The sequence below is a fragment of the Streptococcus sp. HMSC065H07 genome, assembly GCF_001837325.1.
GTDB classification, from domain to species: domain Bacteria; phylum Bacillota; class Bacilli; order Lactobacillales; family Streptococcaceae; genus Streptococcus; species Streptococcus salivarius_H.
In genome coordinates this window covers 98,414-115,571 of record NZ_KV832013.1, presented here as the reverse complement: position 1 = coordinate 115,571, position 17,158 = coordinate 98,414, and the positions used below count along the sequence as shown (strand labels likewise).

The following is a 17,158-nucleotide window of genomic DNA, read 5'->3' as shown; positions in this document are numbered from 1 at the left end:
TTGGTTAGGTTTTTATTTTACCCTTATTCTTCCTTGATAGTGATGATAGTCCATCGCTAATCTTTTTCTTGCTCTTCCCTTGCAAAATCTCTGTGTTTTCGATATAATTAACTGGTTAAGTAAATGGAGAAAGCAATGCTAGAACTAGAAGAACAAGTCAATCAATTGATTAATCAAATCGTGCTCAAGTCTGAAAATCAGCATGAGCTCCTTATTGGGCAGTGCCGTAGTCAAGTCAAATTGACTAATACTCAGGAACATATTCTCATGCTTTTGGCTGAGGGTCGCAAGACCAATTCGGAGTTGGCAAAGATCTTAAATGTCAGTCAGGCTGCTGTTACCAAGGCTGTTAAAACCTTGGTCAAAGAGGGTATGTTGGAGGCTAAGAAAGACAAGGATGATGGGCGCGTGACCTACTTTGTCTTGACACAAGAGGCTCAACCCATAGCCCGAGAGCATGAGGAACACCACCAAGAGACCTTGGGGGTTTATCGGTCTGTATTGGATCAGTTTGATAATCAAGAGCGTCAGGTTATTGGACGTTTCTTGGCAACATTAGCAGAAAAAATCGAGGAATAAGATGCGCTATATTACAGTTGAAGAACTGAGCTTCCAGTATGATGCGGAGCCCGTTCTGGACAATATTCACTATCATTTGGATTCTGGGGAGTTTGTAACCCTGACTGGGGAAAATGGAGCGGCCAAGTCAACGCTTATCAAGGCTACCCTCGGAATTCTCAAGCCTAAGAAGGGAACTGTAACCATCTCTGAAACCAATAAAGATGGTAAAAAGCTTCGTATGGCCTATCTTCCCCAGCAAATTGCCAGCTTTAATGCAGGTTTTCCGAGCACGGTCTACGAGTTTGTGAAGTCTGGCCGTTATCCTCGTAAGGGGTGGTTTCGTCGTTTGACGAAGCACGACTTGGAACACGTTCAACGTGCCCTTGAGTCTGTAGGTATGTGGGAAAATCGTCACAAGCAAATTGGGCGTCTCTCAGGTGGCCAGAAGCAACGTGCTGTTATTGCTCGTATTTTTGCCTCAGATCCAGATATTTTTGTCTTGGATGAGCCAACGACGGGTATGGATGCAGGGACAGCTAATACTTTCTATGAACTCATGCACCACTCGGCTCACAAGCATGGCAAGTCGGTCTTGATGATTACCCACGACCCAGAGGAAGTCAAAGAGTATACAGACCGTAATATTCATCTGGTTCGTAATCAGAAATTGCCTTGGCGTTGTTTCAATGTTCATGAAAAGGATGGAGAGGAGCACAGACATGATTAGTGAATTATTAGCCTATGATTTTATGCAACGTGCTATTCTCGCCGTGATTGCTATCAGTATATTTTCTCCGATTTTGGGGCTCTTCTTAATTCTTCGTCGTCAGAGTCTGATGAGTGATACCTTGAGTCACGTGTCCCTAGCTGGGGTGGCTGTTGGGATTTTCTTGGGACAATCAACCACTTGGATGACCCTTGTGGTTGTGGTTATTGCCGCTTTGGTTTTGGAATATCTCAGGGTCAGTTACAAGCATTATATGGAGATTTCAACGGCTATCCTCATGTCAATGGGATTGGCAGTGGCTCTTATTCTTAGTAACAAGGCGGGTAGCAGTAGCATGAGTCTGGATAGCTATCTTTTTGGTTCTATCATCACCATTAGCTCTGAACAGGTCTATGCCCTCTTTGTTATTGCGGCTATTGTACTGGTCTTGACCTTACTCTTTATTCGTCCTATGTATCTTTTAACCTTTGACGAGGACACCGCTCATGTGGATGGCTTGCCAGTTCGTCTCATGTCTCTCCTCTTTAATATTGTGACAGGGATAGCGATTGCCCTGATGATTCCAGCAGCAGGGTCACTTTTGGTTTCCACTATCATGATTCTTCCAGCAGCTATTGGTATGAAAATAGGTCAAACCTTTAAATCTGTCATTTTCTGGGCTATTGGTATTGGTTTGGTTGGCATGCTCTCTGGTATTTTTATTTCCTATTATTGGGAAACACCAGCTAGTGCCACTATTACCCTTATCTTTATCGCCTTCTTTGGTCTGGTATCAATCTTTGAACCTCTCTTAAAAGCAGAATAGATAATAGAAGAAAAGGGCTTGAGAAATCAAGCTCTTTTTGTGATATACTAAAGTGGTTTTTGAGAGAAGTTAAAATAAGAATGGTAGCCTTCTAGGCAGAAATGATGATTATAATTCTCTAGTATCCACTATCATTTGTAATAGTAACAAAAAGGAGAAAACATGGAAATCTTTCTAACGAGTATATCGGGAATCCTAGTCATTTTGGGTATGATTTTAGTGGGATTCGTAATGGGTGAAAAAGGCTGGTTTGACGACAAGTCACGTGGTCTTATAGCTAAGCTAGTCACTCAAATTGCCCTTCCTTGTTATATGCTCTATACGATTACACAGCGTTTCACAGCGGCAGACCTACTTAAAATGTTGCCGGAATTGCGTTTTCCTACACTTTCTATGGTGATTTTACTCGGGATTGCGACAGCGGTGGCTAGAATTTTTGCAGTGAAAAAGGAGCGTCGTGGTCTCTTTATTTCCATGTTTTTTAATTCGAATACCATTTTTGTGGGGCTCCCTATCAATCAAGCCCTCTTTGGCGATGCTAGTATCCCCTATGTTCTTATCTATTATATGTGCAATACGACCTTTTTCTGGACCTTGGGGACCTACCTCATCCAACGTGATGGGGAAGGAGACGCTGAATTTGATTTAAGAACAAGTCTGAAAAAAATCTTCTCCCCCCCTCTAATGGGCTTCATGTTAGGCCTTATTATTGTTATCCTCCATATTAAATTACCAAGCTTTTTAGCCAGTGACTTGCAGTATTTAGGTAGTTTGACGACTCCTCTATCTATGATTTTCATCGGTTTGTCAGTATCCAATGCAGGTGTCAAGCAGTTGGTTCTTAAAAAGGACCAGTTACTGATTTTGCTGGGACGCTTTGTGGTTGCTCCTCTCTTGATGGCTACCATCGTATATTGGGCACCCCTCCCAACTTTGATGAAGCAAGTTTTTATCATCCAGTCGGCTATGCCTGTCATGACCAATGCTCCAGTCGTTGCTAAACTATATAGGGCTGATAGTGATTACGCTGCTGTCATGGTTACTGAGACTACCCTTGCTACCATGATTGTTATTCCAATTTTGATGGTTCTTATGGCTTAAAAAAAATCAAGTAACCCCGGTTTTTCTGAGTTTTTTTAAATTTGTAAAAAAATTCAAAAAAAGTTTACGAAAACGCTTTACAAATCATCAAAAGGTGCTATAATAATTGTATAAGTTATGCAAACGTTTGCATCAAACATAGGAGGAAATGAAATGAATAAGCTAAAAGAAAAATTTGGCTTTGAGTTCTGGCAAAAATTCGGTAAAGCCCTCATGGTTGTTATCGCGGTTATGCCAGCAGCAGGTCTCATGATTTCTATCGGTAAAACGATTGCCATGATTAATCCAAACATGGCACCACTCGTTATTACTGGTGGATTTCTTGAGCAGATTGGTTGGGGGGTTATCGGTAACCTTCACATCTTGTTCGCCCTTGCCATTGGTGGTAGCTGGGCTAAGGAACGTGCAGGCGGTGCCTTTGCGGCAGGTCTTGCCTTTATCTTGATTAACCGTTTGACTGGTTCAATCTTTGGTGTTACTTCAGATATTCTTGCTGATAAGGCTGCTACAGTCCACACCATTTTTGGTCAATCAATCAAGGTATCTGATTACTTTATCAGCGTTATGGAAGCTCCAGCCCTTAACATGGGTGTGTTCGTAGGTATCATCTCTGGTTTCATCGGAGCTACTGCCTTCAACAAATACTATAACTTCCGTAAATTGCCAGAAGCTTTGTCTTTCTTCAATGGTAAACGTTTCGTACCATTCGTAGTTATTCTTCGTTCAGCTATCGCAGCTATCGTTCTTGCTATCGTATGGCCAGTTATCCAATCAGGAATCAACGGCTTTGGTATGTGGATTGCCAACTCAAAAGAAACTGCTCCAATCTTGGCACCATTCTTGTTCGGTACTTTGGAACGTCTTCTCTTGCCATTTGGTCTCCACCACATGTTGACTATCCCAATTAACTATACTCAATTGGGTGGTACTTACCACGTATTGACTGGTGCCGCTAAAGGTACTGAAGTATTGGGTCAAGACCCACTCTGGCTTGCTTGGGTTACTGACCTTGCAAACCTTAAAGGTGCACACCCAGAACAATACAAACACCTTCTTGAATCCGTTACACCAGCCCGCTTTAAAGTTGGTCAAATGATTGGTTCATTTGGTATCTTGATGGGTATGGTGGTAGCTATCTACCGTAACGTTGATGATGATAAGAAACATCAGTACAAAGGTATGTTGACTGCAACTGCGCTTGCAACATTCTTGACAGGGGTAACAGAGCCTATCGAGTATATGTTCATGTTCGTAGCTACTCCACTTTACATTATTTACGCATTTGTACAAGGTGCTGCCTTTGCAATGGCTGATATCGTTCACCTTCGTGTTCACTCATTCGGTTCTATCGAATTCTTGACACGTACACCACTCGCTATTAACGCTGGTTTGGCGATGGATATCGTTAACTTCATTTGGGTAACTGTACTCTTTGGTGTTATCATGTTCTTCATCGCAAACTTCATGATTAAGAAATTTGATTATGCTACACCAGGACGTAACGGTAACTATGAACAAAACGATGATGCTCCTGCAGAATCTGCTGGATCAGCAGGTGCTGGAACAAGTTCAGCAAGTTCACAAGTTATCAACATTATCAACCTTCTTGGTGGACGTGCTAACATCGTCGATGTTGACGCATGTATGACTCGTCTCCGTGTTACTGTTAAAGACGCTGAAAAAGTCGGAACTGAAGAACAATGGAAAGCTGAAGGAGCTATGGGTCTTGTCATGAAAGGACAAGGGGTTCAAGCTATCTATGGTCCTAAAGCTGACGTATTGAAATCTGATATCCAAGACGTTCTTGATTCAGGTGAAGTTATTCCTGAAACACTTCCAAGTCAAATGACTGCTGTTCAAAAAGCAGAAGCTACCTTCAAAGGTGTGACTGATGAAGTGCATTCAGTCGCTGATGGTCAAGTTATCAACATCGAAGATGTTAAAGACCCAGTATTCTCACAAAAAATGATGGGTGACGGTTTCGCTGTAGAACCAGAAAACGGTAAAATCGTTTCACCAGTAGCTGGTAAAGTAACAAGTATCTTCCCAACTAAGCACGCTCTTGGTTTGGTAACAGACAATGGTCTTGAAGTTTTGGTTCACATCGGACTTGACACTGTTAGTCTTGAAGGTAAACCATTCGACGTTAAAGTTACTGAAGGTCAAACAGTTGCTGCAGGTGATCTCTTGGTTGAAGCAAACCTTGATGCTATCCGTGAAGCAGGTCGTGAAACATCTACAGTTGTTGTCTTTACAAATGCAGATGCAATCAAATCAGTTAAAGTAGAACATACAGGTAAATTGGCTGCTAACGCTCCAGTTGCAGAAGTAGAACTTTAATTTGCTAAACGATAAACAAGCAGACAGCCCTTGGGCTGTTTTGTTTGTAAATGACCCTATGTCATTTCTAGATGCAAGTCAGAAGAGGGATAAACTTATGAAATTTCTAACTTTAAATACCCACAGTTGGATGGAAGAAGATGCTGAAGGAAAATTCCAAACCTTAAAGGAACAGATCCTAAAGGCTAAGTATGATATTATTTGCTTCCAGGAAGTTAACCAAGAAATAGAGACTTCTGTTGTAGACACGGATGCTTACTATCATGCACTTCCATCAGCAACACCAATCCACCAAGATCACTTTGTCCGTCTTCTTGTGGAAAAGTTGGCTGAAGAAGGGCTTCAATACCATTGGACTTGGGCCTATAATCACATTGGTTATGATCACCTTAATGAAGGGGTTGCCGTCTTGTCACGTCAACCATTGACAGCGAGTGAAATCTTGGTTTCAGATGTTGATGATCCAACTGACTACCATACACGCCGTGTAGCAGTTGCTGAAACTACTGTAGATGGCCGAGAAGTTGCTGTTGCTAGTGTTCACCTTTCATGGTGGGACAAAGGTTTCCAAGAAGAGTGGGCACGTATTGAGGAACGTTTCAAAGCTATTGGGAAACCGCTCATCCTAGCAGGTGACTTTAATAACCCAGCAGGTCGCGAAGGGCATCAAGCCATCTTGGCTAGCTCGCTCAATCTTCAAGATAGTTTTGAAGTAGCTAAAGAAACAACTGGTAGCTATACAGTTGGACCAGGTATCGATGGCTGGAAGGGCAATGAAGAGCCTTTACGTATCGATTATGTCTTTGCAAGCCAAGATTGGACAGTAGAGCGCCTTAGTGTGATTTTTGACGGCAATAATCAACCTTTGGTAAGTGACCACTACGGTCTTGAAGCAGAATTAACATTTAAGTAGAACTGTATCCTATTATGACCTAATAAGGGTAAAAAACATTGTCAAAAGACAAATAAAAGAGTAAACTAGAAGCTATAATTGAATTTTTATAAGGAGAGACTAATGGCTCATATTACATTTGATTATTCAAAAGTTTTGGATAAATTTGTAGCACCACACGAAGTGGACAACCTTCAAGCACAAGTAACAGTAGCAGACGAAATGATTCGCAAAGGAACTGGCCCAGGGGCAGACTTCCTTGGATGGCGTGACCTTCCAGAAAACTACGATCGTGAAGAATTTGATCGTATCTTGAAAGCTGCTGAAAAAATCAAAGAAGAAAGCGATGTTTTGGTTGTTATCGGTATCGGTGGTTCTTACCTTGGTGCCAAAGCAGCCATTGACTTCTTGAATCATCACTTTGCTAACCTTCAAACAAAAGAAGAACGCAAAGCACCACAAATTGTTTACGCTGGTAACTCAATTTCATCAACTTATCTTGCAGACTTGCTTGAGTATGTTGAAGATAAAGACTTCTCAGTTAACGTTATCTCTAAATCAGGTACAACAACTGAACCAGCTATCGCTTTCCGTGTTTTCAAGGAACTCCTTGTTAAGAAATACGGTCAAGAAGAAGCAAACAAACGTATCTACGCAACAACTGACCGCCAAAAAGGTGCAGTTAAAGTTGAAGCAGATGCTAACGGTTGGGAAACTTTCGTTGTTCCAGATGACATCGGTGGACGTTTCTCAGTATTGACAGCTGTAGGTCTCTTGCCAATCGCAGCTTCAGGTGCTGATATCAAAGCACTTATGGAAGGTGCTAACGCTGCACGTAAAGAGTATTCTTCATCTAAAATCTCTGAAAACGAAGCTTACCAATACGCTGCACTTCGTAACATCCTTTACCGTAAAGGTTACACAACTGAAATCTTAGCTAACTACGAACCATCACTTCAATACTTCTCAGAATGGTGGAAACAATTGGCTGGTGAATCTGAAGGTAAAGACCAAAGAGGTATCTACCCAACATCAGCAAACTTCTCAACAGACTTGCACTCTCTTGGACAATTTATCCAAGAAGGTACACGTAACCTCTTTGAGACAGTTGTTCGTGTGGAAAAACCACGTAAGAACGTGATTATCCCTGAATTGGAAGAAGATCTTGATGGACTTGGTTACCTCCAAGGTAAAGATGTTGACTTTGTTAACAAAAAAGCAACAGACGGTGTTCTTCTTGCACACACAGATGGTGATGTGCCAAACATGTTCATCACTCTTCCTGAACAAGATGCCTTTACATTGGGTTACATCATCTACTTCTTTGAAATTGCTATCGCCCTTTCAGGTTACTTGAATGCTATCAACCCATTCGATCAACCAGGTGTAGAAGCATACAAGAAAAACATGTTCGCCCTTCTTGGTAAACCAGGATTTGAAGAACTTGGAGCAGAACTTAACGCTCGCTTGTAATTCTCAGATAAGATCAGCTTTGGCTGGTCTTTTTTTATCCATTTGTAAGCTAAAACTTTCCATTGATTATTTCTTGTAGGTTAATTTACGAATTTTTATTTTAAACGTTTTGGACTGGCTAGTTGGGCTTTGTGGCTCTTTAATTTAGAAATGATTGCTGTTATAATTAGTTCAAGCATAGGAGGATGGATCATGATTGGACCTGTTGAAATGGGTGCTTTGTTGAAAAAAATTCGTTTATCAAAGAATTTGACATTGAAAGAACTTGCTAGTGATTATTTATCAGTATCTTTCCTATCAAAATTTGAACGTGGAGAATCTGATATCTCATTATCTAGATTTTTTCTTTTGTTAGATAAATTGGATGTCAGTATTGAAGAGTTCTATGGTATTTTATCTCAAGATAATCCAACTCATACTGAAAAGTTATTAGAAAGTGCTAGTAAGGCTTATTATCAAAACGATAGTTTATTGTTACAGAAGTACGCTGGAGAAGAGCGTCATAAATTTGAGCTCACACAAGACAAATCATTTCTCTATAACAGTATTATGCTAGAATCTTTTTTGGTAAGTGTTTCAAATAAAGAAGTTGATGAAAATAAGGTAAGGGAATTAACAGACTATCTTTTTAGCATTGAACAATGGGGAAAAAGAGAGTTAATCATATTAGGAAATAGTATGTCGTTTATTTCCACCCAGACACTTAATGTTTTGACCAAGGAGATCGTGTATAGAACTAGCCTTTTTGGAAAGAGCGACTCAAATCAAAGAATTCGACTTAGTCTTCTTATTAATGCAGCTTATGAGTTTTTACGGCGTGATGAACTAGATTCTGCGAAATACTACTTAGATTTAGTCAATGATAGTGGAATTCCTGAGGTTTTATTATATGAAAGACATGAGTTGATATTTGTAATGGGAACCTACTTGATAAAGTCAGGTGAAGTTACTGAAGGGAGAAATCTAATTGAGGGGTGTTTAGAAACTCTTAGGACTTTAGGTGCGGAAAATTTATTGCTTACTAAGGAATCAGAGTATCAAGAGTTGCTAAATTCCACTATATGACAATTTTATAGAGTGAGTTAAAAAATAGAATAAACTAAGACCATAGTACGATATCACTATGGTTTTTAATTTTCAATGGATATATTGAGTTCCCATGTCTTCAATTTATCCAACTGACTAAATACCAAGGTGATTTAGATTGTGAGGAAATCTATGAGAACCTATATTCTTAAATACAAATATGAAAATTTAGTTCATATCTTACTGTTAGCCTTGAATGCTGCTATTTTCGTGAGTGCTTCGGTAACCTTGGCTTTAATGACTAATCAGCTGGTATCGAAGCGAATCCAATCCTTTTTAGCTTTATTAGGTTTAGAGATAGGGCTTTACGTTATTTATTTAGTTTTAAATTATATTATTGCTGTAAATCAAACAAAACTAATCCAGAAAATGACTTTGTCTATTCGTCAGTCTTATCTTAGTAAAATTATTCACCATTCTTTTAGTGAATTCAGAAAGAGTGATATTGGAGAGCATCTCTCAGTATTAAATAATGATATCCAATTGATTGAATCAAATGGCTTTACAAGTATTTATACCCTTTGTTCAACAGTATTCACTACTTTGTTTTCAATTATTGCCTTATTAAGTTATGATGTAAGGATTGTTCTGTTAGCCATTTTTTTAACTTTGTGTCTGACCTATCTTCCCAAACCATTTACCAATAAAATGCAGAAATCAATGGAGAAATTTTCCCAAGCGAATGAGGAGCTTGTTTCTGGAATAAGCGATCAGTTATATGGATATGCGGATGTTTATTACGCCAGTCGTAAACAGATATTTCTTAGACAAGTGAGGTCCATTGTTGAGAAATATATTGTACAAAAAATTATTTTTACAAAAAGAAATACTAGCACAGAGACGCTGATGGCTTTATTTTCAGTTGCCGCTCAGATGTTGATACTTCTTCTAACTGGCTTGTTAATTATTTTTGGGAATATTGCCGTAGGTACCATTGCTTCTGTGGGTCAGATATCAGGTAATATTTTTAACTCTCTATCCACCATTAATCAGCTGCAAGTGACAATTAAGTCTGTCGATCCTATCTTAAAAAAATTTCACGATTTTCCAGAGGGTCCAAAGACTTGCATAGCGACTATTCAGGATGTTCGCTTTGAGAATGTAAGTTATCATTTTGGAGATAAGGCTATTTTTGAGGGATTCACCCAAACCTTTAAAAAAGGAGGTAAGTATGCTATTACTGGATGCTCAGGTAGTGGGAAGTCAACCCTGCTTAATATATTCCTAGGTAATCTTAAAGATTACGAGGGAAAAATCTTGTTTGGAAAATTGGAGTCAAAAGAGATTGATGAGAACTCAATCGTGTCTGAATGTGCCTATATTGGGAGTCAAACTCATATCTATAATGATACCTTGAGGAACAATCTAACCCTTTGGAATGAAGCTATTACTGATACACAAATCAAGAAAGTTCTTGAAAGAGTTAATCTTTTATCTTTCTTAAACCGTATAGATGAGCAAGTAAGCGACGGTAGCTTTTCGGAGGGTCAAAAACAAAGAATAGGCCTGATAAGAGCGTTTTTAAAAGGAAGTTCTGTTGTGATTTTTGATGAAGCCACTGCAAATCTTGACCATAATAATGCTACTCGTATTGAGCACCTTTTATTAAGTGATCCTAATATCACTTATATCACGGTTACCCACCATCTTATAAAGGAAAATGAACCATATTTTGATAAGATTATTCGTTTGGGAGAGGGGACTGAGTAAATGTTTCATATGATAAATGCTTAGGATTTATTTCAATTTTACTAACGGCAGTCAAAGTGCTATAATGTAAGGGATTGTGAATTTAGCAAGCTTTGCTATTTTCAAAAAAGAAAAAACAAATCAGAGATACAAATCTCTTAGAAGAGGTGAATCCCATGGGACGTAAATGGGCTAATATCGTTGCTAAGAAAACTGCTAAAGATGGTGCAAACTCTAAGGTTTACGCTAAGTTTGGTGTCGAAATTTATGTGGCTGCTAAACAAGGTGAACCAGATCCAGAATCAAACTCAGCTTTGAAATTCGTTTTGGAGCGTGCTAAACAAGCGCAAGTGCCAAAACACGTTATTGATAAGGCCATTGATAAGGCTAAAGGTAACACTGATGAAACTTTCGTTGAAGGACGTTATGAAGGCTTTGGACCAAATGGTTCTATGATTATCGTAGATACTTTGACTTCAAACGTTAACCGTACAGCTGCTAACGTACGTACTGCCTTTGGTAAAAACGGTGGTAACATGGGTGCTTCAGGTTCTGTTTCATACATGTTTGATAAAAAAGGTGTTATCGTATTTGCAGGTGAAGATGCAGATGCTATCTTTGAACAATTGCTTGAAGCAGATGTAGAAGTTGAAGATGTAGAAGCAGAAGATGGTACTATCACTGTTTATACTGAGCCAACAGATCTTCACAAAGCTTTGGAAGCTCTCCGTGCTAACGGACAAGAAGAGTTCCAAGTGACTGAACTTGAAATGATTCCACAAACTGAGGTTACTCTTGAAGGTGAAGACCTTGAAGTTTTCGAAGGACTTATTGATGCGCTTGAAGCAGACGATGATGTTCAAAAGGTATATCACAACGTAGCAGATATGTAATCTCATTCAACACTTTCCATCGTAAGGAAAGTGTTTTTATGTGGTCTGTCTAAGGATTTGTCTTGCTTGTCCTGACTTAATCTGATATAGTAGTAGCCAAGTGAATTATTGGAGGAATACGAAATATGAATATGATGCTAGTTTTGGCCATTTATGTGGTCGCAATTGTTGCTTATGTGGCTTTCAGCCGTCGTCGCCAAGCAAAGGCACAGGAAGATCGTTTTGCAGGTCTTGCTAAGGGTGCTGAGGTTGAAACAATCGGTGGTTTGATTGCTATTGTCGATGAGATTGACAAAGAAAATAATCGTATTGTTTTGGATGCAGAAGGTGTTTTCTTGACCTTTGATTTGAGTCGTTCAATCATGAAAGTAATCACACCAGCACCAACTACAGAAACAGCAGAAACAACTAAAAAGACAATTATCGAAGAAGATTCAGCAATTGAGTCTGCTGATGAAAACTAAGATGTGTATTTGAGACTAGGTTAAATCCTGGTCTTTTTGCGTTTTCTAATCTTATCGGTATTAAAAGCTGTTCAGAACCCCTGAAAATGTGGTAAAATAAAGGGTAAACTATATTTAGAGGATATTCCATGTTTAAATTTAGAAAAAAATCTCATCAAGAGGTTCTAGACAATATTCCCAACCATATCGGTATTATTATGGATGGAAATGGCCGTTGGGCTAAAAAACGTCTACAACCACGTGTGATGGGGCATAAGGCTGGGATGGACGCCTTGCAAAAGGTAACTATCGAAGCGTCACAACTTGGAGTTAAGGTATTGACAGTATATGCCTTCTCAACTGAAAACTGGTCACGCCCACAAGATGAAGTGAAATTCATCATGAATTTGCCAGTTGAATTTTTTAACAAGTATGTACCAGAATTAGACAAAAACAATGTTCGTATTTTGACAATCGGAGATAACAGTCGTCTGCCTAAGGAAACCTTAGATGCTCTTGAAAAGGCAGTTGAGCAGACAAAACATAATTCCGGTTTGGTTCTCAACTTTGCACTGAACTATGGTGGTCGTGCGGAGATTGTATCTGCAGTTCAAGCGATTGCTAAAGAGGTTGAAGCAGGCAAACTCAGTCCTGAAGCTATTGATGAAGATCTCATTGCTAAGCATTTGATGACAGATAAATTGCCTTACCTCTACCGTGATCCAGATTTGATTATCCGTACGAGTGGCGAGCTTCGTCTAAGTAACTTCTTGCCTTGGCAATCTGCCTATAGTGAGTTTTACTTCACAGATGTTTTCTGGCCAGACTTTGATCATCAAGGGCTACGTCAAGCCATCTCTGACTACAATAAACGTCACCGTCGCTTCGGTGGTGTCTAGAAAGGACCTCTCATGCAAGAACGTTTAATTGGTGGGGGTGTGGCAGCAGCCATTTTCCTCCCATTGCTCTTTATCGGTGGTCTTCCTTTCCAACTTTTGGTTGGAGCCATGGCCATGGTTGCAGTGTCTGAGATGCTTCGCATGAAGCACTTGGAGATTTTCTCTATCGAGGGTATTTTATCAATGGTGGCAGCCTTTATCTTGGCTGTGCCGATTGATCAGTATTTTATCAGTCTTCCAACAAATGCTAGTGTGACAGGTTTCGCTGTTATTTCATTTTTGATTCTAGCTGGGACTGTCCTTAATAGCGACCACTATTCTTTTGATGATGCAGCTTATCCAATCGCATCTGCCTTTTATGTTGGTTTTGGTTTCCAAAATCTCATTGCGGCACGTTTGGATAGTTGGGAAAAAGTTCTCTTTGCCCTTTTTATTGTTTGGGCAACAGATATTGGAGCTTACCTTTTTGGTCGTCAATTTGGTCAGAATAAGCTATTGCCAAAAGTATCACCAAATAAGACTATTGAGGGTAGTGTCGGTGGTATCTTATCCGCAATCATTGTGGCTCTTATCTTTGGTTTGATTAACCACGGCGTTTATGCCCCTCATAACTTCTTCTGGTTGCTTATCTGTACGATTCTCTTTAGTATCTTTGGTCAATTTGGTGATTTGGTTGAATCAGCTATTAAACGTCACTTTGGCGTTAAAGACTCAGGCAATCTCATTCCTGGACACGGTGGTGTTTTGGACCGTTGCGATAGCTGGATCTTCGTTTTCCCAATCATGCACTTCCTAGGACTTTTTTAAGAGTGGAGGTGTCTAGATGAAAGCTATTATTACCTTTTTACTGATTTTCTGTGTGATTGTCGTCTTCCATGAGTTTGGTCATTTCTTTTTCGCCAAACGCTCAGGAATTTTGGTTCGTGAATTTGCCATTGGTATGGGACCGAAAATTTTTGCACATACAGGTAAGGATGGTACCGTTTATACTATCCGTATCCTCCCTTTGGGTGGTTATGTCCGTATGGCTGGTTGGGGTGAAGATACAACTGAGATTAAAACAGGTAGCCCTGCCAGTCTAACGATTGGATCAGATGGTAAGGTAAGACGTATCAACCTTTCGGATCGCCAGGTTGACCAGACGGCTTTGCCTATGAACGTCACTGCCTATGATTTGGAAGATAAGTTAACCATTACAGGTCTAGTCCTAGATGAGACCAAGACCTATGAGGTTGATCATGATGCCACTATCGTTGAGGAGGATGGTACAGAACTTCGTATCGCTCCTAAGGATGTCCAATATCAAAATGCAAGCATTTGGGGACGTTTAATTACCAACTTTGCTGGTCCTATGAATAACTTCATTCTTGGGGTGCTTGTCTTTATTATCTTAGCCTTTGTTCAAGGTGGTGTTCAAGATATATCGACCAACCGTATCCAGGTAGCCGATGGAGGCGCTGCTCAGGTGGCAGGATTGAAAAATGGTGATGCCATCGAGGCTATCAATAAGGACAAGGTTACTGATTGGGACAGCTTGAAGGAAGCATTGACAGAGAATACCCAAAAATTCTCCAAAGGTGACAGCCTTTCTGTGACAGTTAAGAGAAGTAACGGTCAGGAAGAAACAATCTCTGTTAAACCTCAGGAGAACCAAGGTAGCTATTTTTTGGGTGTTTCTCCTGCTTTAAAAACAAGTCTTAAAGATAAGATTTTTGGTGGTTTCCAAATGGCTTGGGAGGGGGCCTTCAAAATTCTCGTGGCACTCAAGGGGCTTATCACCAACTTTAGTTTGAATAAACTTGGTGGACCAGTTGCCATGTTCCAGATGTCTGCCCAGGCTTCAGAAAGTGGCTTGATTTCCATTCTTAACCTTATGGGGATGCTCTCAATTAACTTGGGAATTTTCAATCTTATCCCAATTCCAGCCCTTGACGGTGGAAAAATTGTTATGAATATTATTGAAGCCATTCGTCGTAAACCACTTAATCAAGAAATTGAAAGCTATATTACACTTGCAGGTGTTGCTATCATGGTTGTTCTTATGATTGCAGTCACTTGGAATGATATTATGCGTGCTTTCTTTTAATTAGAAACAAAGAAACGAAAGGAAGTCTAAGGGACTTGACCCAAGGGCCAGCCTCCTTAGTATGTAAATGATGAAACAAAGTAAAATGTTGATTCCAACACTTCGTGAAATGCCAAGTGATGCTCAAGTTATCAGTCATGCCCTTATGGTACGTGCGGGTTACGTGCGTCAGGTTTCTGCTGGTATTTATGCTTATATGCCATTGGCAAATCGTGCTATCGAGAAATTCAAAACTATCATGCGTGAGGAATTTGAAAAAATCGGTGCGGTTGAAATGTTGGCGCCAGCGCTTTTGACAGCAGATTTGTGGCGTGAGTCAGGCCGTTATGAAACTTACGGTGAAGACCTCTATAAATTGAAAAACCGTGATAAATCTGACTTTATCCTCGGTCCAACTCACGAAGAAACGTTTACAGCCTTGGTTCGTGATGCAGTTAAATCATACAAACAGTTACCACTTAATCTCTACCAAATCCAATCAAAATACCGTGATGAAAAACGTCCTCGTAACGGTCTTCTTCGTACACGTGAATTTATCATGAAGGATGCTTATAGTTTCCACCAAAACTATGAAGATTTGGATGTAACCTATGAAGACTACCGTAAAGCTTACGAGGCTATCTTTACACGTGCTGGCCTTGAATTTAAAGGAATCATCGGTGATGGTGGTGCCATGGGTGGTAAGGATTCTCAAGAATTTATGGCGGTCACTCCTGAGCGTACAGATCTCAACCGTTGGGTAGTTCTTGACAAGTCAATTGCTTCATTGGATGAGATTCCAGAAGATGTCATGGAAGAAATCAAGAAAGAATTGACATCATGGTTGGTATCTGGTGAAGATACAATTGCCTACTCTACAGAGTCAAGCTATGCAGCTAACCTTGAGATGGCAACAAACGCCTACACACCAGCGACTAAGGTTGTGACTCAAGAAGAAGTGGCTCGTGTTGAAACACCAGATTGCAAGTCAATTGATGAAGTCGCTGCTTTCTTGAATGTTCCAGAAGAACAAACCATCAAGACTTTACTTTTCATCGCTGATGATGAACCAGTAGTGGCTCTTCTCGTCGGTAATGATCAGGTTAACGATGTGAAGTTGAAAAACTACCTTGCTGCTGATTTCCTCGAACCAGCTACGGAAGATGAAGCACGTCAAGTCTTTGGTGCTAACTTCGGTTCCCTTGGTCCAGTTAACCTTCCTGAAAATGTTCGCATCGTTGCGGACCGTAAGGTTCAAGATGTGGCTAATGCGGTTGTTGGAGCTAACGAAGATGGTTACCACTTGACAGGAGTTAACCCAGAGCGTGACTTCAAGGCAGAATACGTGGATATTCGTGAAGTTAAAGAGGGTGAAATTTCTCCAGACGGTCAAGGTGTCCTTCAGTTTGCGCGTGGTATCGAGATTGGTCATATCTTTAAACTTGGGACACGTTACTCTGAAAGTATGGGTGCTAACGTTCTTGATGAAAATGGCCGTGCTGTTCCAATTATCATGGGATGTTACGGTATCGGTGTTAGCCGTATCTTGTCAGCTGTGATTGAACAACATGCACGTCTCTTTGTTAACAAGACACCAAAAGGTCAATACCGCTATGCATGGGGAATTAACTTCCCTAAAGAATTGGCTCCATATGATGTTCACTTGATCACAGTTAACACTAAGGATGAAGAAGCCAATGCTTTGACAGAACGTTTGGAAGCAGCTCTTATGGCTGAAGGTTATGATGTCTTGACAGATGATCGTAATGAGCGTGTCGGTTCTAAATTCTCTGATAGTGACCTCATTGGACTTCCAATCCGTGTGACAGTTGGTAAAAAAGCTAGCGAAGGTGTTGTCGAAGTTAAAATCAAGGCAACTGGTGATACTATTGAAGTTAATGCCGATAACTTGATTGAAACACTTGCTATCTTAACAACAGACCAAGATGCTTAAGATTAAAAAATCTTTTCTTGCTGGAGCAGGAAGAGATTTTTCTTTTGCAGTGACAATGATAAATTGAGAGAAAAGGGAGTAAATTCCAATTTGACAGAATTGTCTAAATAGTGTAAACTTAAAACTATCATAACTACGGAGGCATCACATGCTTAATAAAGCGACCCATTTGGGAAATCTTAAAGCTTTTTATTACTTTAGTTTCTTTAGATAGGACGTTTGTGTTTCAG

15 protein-coding genes are annotated in these 17,158 nt (G+C 40.0%); all 15 read left to right on the top strand.

Going from position 1 to position 17,158, the window contains the following annotated elements; all coding sequences use genetic code 11:
* The first annotated feature begins 135 nt into the window (after positions 1-135).
* Entirely contained in the window at positions 136-579 is a 444-nt protein-coding gene (locus HMPREF2637_RS00745) for a zinc-dependent MarR family transcriptional regulator (RefSeq protein WP_070838909.1), read from the top strand.
* 1 nt (position 580) lies between these two features.
* Complete coding sequence (locus tag HMPREF2637_RS00740) at positions 581-1,288, top strand: metal ABC transporter ATP-binding protein (protein WP_070838908.1); 708 nt, start codon at positions 581-583, stop codon at positions 1,286-1,288.
* A complete protein-coding gene (locus HMPREF2637_RS00735; RefSeq protein ID WP_037598920.1) occupies positions 1,281-2,093 on the top strand; it encodes a metal ABC transporter permease in 813 nt (270 codons plus the stop codon). The genes HMPREF2637_RS00740 and HMPREF2637_RS00735 overlap by 8 nt, the downstream gene beginning before the upstream one ends.
* Positions 2,094-2,255: 162 nt before the next feature.
* Complete coding sequence (locus HMPREF2637_RS00730; RefSeq protein WP_070838907.1) at positions 2,256-3,194, top strand: AEC family transporter; 939 nt, start codon at positions 2,256-2,258, stop codon at positions 3,192-3,194.
* Between the two features lie 153 nt (positions 3,195-3,347).
* Positions 3,348-5,534: a PTS transporter subunit IIBC gene (locus HMPREF2637_RS00725; RefSeq protein ID WP_070838906.1), complete on the top strand. Its 2,187-nt coding sequence runs from the start codon at positions 3,348-3,350 to the stop codon at positions 5,532-5,534.
* Between the two features lie 97 nt (positions 5,535-5,631).
* Positions 5,632-6,447: an endonuclease/exonuclease/phosphatase family protein gene (locus HMPREF2637_RS00720; RefSeq protein ID WP_021143492.1), complete on the top strand. Its 816-nt coding sequence runs from the start codon at positions 5,632-5,634 to the stop codon at positions 6,445-6,447.
* A gap of 102 nt (positions 6,448-6,549) precedes the next feature.
* On the top strand, positions 6,550-7,899 hold the full coding sequence (locus HMPREF2637_RS00715) for a glucose-6-phosphate isomerase (RefSeq protein WP_002883580.1): 1,350 nt from the start codon (positions 6,550-6,552) through the stop codon (positions 7,897-7,899).
* A gap of 192 nt (positions 7,900-8,091) precedes the next feature.
* The gene (locus tag HMPREF2637_RS00710; RefSeq protein ID WP_013989987.1) at positions 8,092-8,964 is read left to right on the top strand and encodes a helix-turn-helix domain-containing protein; all 873 of its coding nucleotides are present in this window, start codon (positions 8,092-8,094) and stop codon (positions 8,962-8,964) included.
* Positions 8,965-9,117: 153 nt separating this feature from the next.
* Positions 9,118-10,695 carry an ATP-binding cassette domain-containing protein gene (locus HMPREF2637_RS00705; protein WP_070838905.1) on the top strand — a complete coding sequence of 526 codons (1,578 nt, stop codon included), beginning with the start codon at positions 9,118-9,120 and terminating at the stop codon, positions 10,693-10,695.
* Positions 10,696-10,850: 155 nt separating this feature from the next.
* A complete protein-coding gene (locus HMPREF2637_RS00700; RefSeq protein ID WP_002883635.1) occupies positions 10,851-11,567 on the top strand; it encodes a YebC/PmpR family DNA-binding transcriptional regulator in 717 nt (238 codons plus the stop codon).
* A 125-nt stretch (positions 11,568-11,692) separates the two neighbouring features.
* Positions 11,693-12,031, top strand: coding sequence for a preprotein translocase subunit YajC (locus HMPREF2637_RS00695; RefSeq protein ID WP_002883701.1), 339 nt, complete (start codon positions 11,693-11,695; stop codon positions 12,029-12,031).
* A gap of 128 nt (positions 12,032-12,159) precedes the next feature.
* Complete coding sequence (locus tag HMPREF2637_RS00690; protein ID WP_021143496.1) at positions 12,160-12,909, top strand: isoprenyl transferase; 750 nt, start codon at positions 12,160-12,162, stop codon at positions 12,907-12,909.
* A 12-nt stretch (positions 12,910-12,921) separates the two neighbouring features.
* Complete coding sequence (locus tag HMPREF2637_RS00685) at positions 12,922-13,716, top strand: phosphatidate cytidylyltransferase (protein ID WP_021143497.1); 795 nt, start codon at positions 12,922-12,924, stop codon at positions 13,714-13,716.
* 16 nt (positions 13,717-13,732) lie between these two features.
* Entirely contained in the window at positions 13,733-14,995 is a 1,263-nt protein-coding gene (rseP, locus tag HMPREF2637_RS00680) for an RIP metalloprotease RseP (protein WP_070838904.1), read from the top strand.
* A 70-nt stretch (positions 14,996-15,065) separates the two neighbouring features.
* Positions 15,066-16,928 carry a proline--tRNA ligase gene (locus HMPREF2637_RS00675; RefSeq protein ID WP_134954484.1) on the top strand — a complete coding sequence of 621 codons (1,863 nt, stop codon included), beginning with the start codon at positions 15,066-15,068 and terminating at the stop codon, positions 16,926-16,928.
* Positions 16,929-17,158 lie beyond the last annotated feature (230 nt).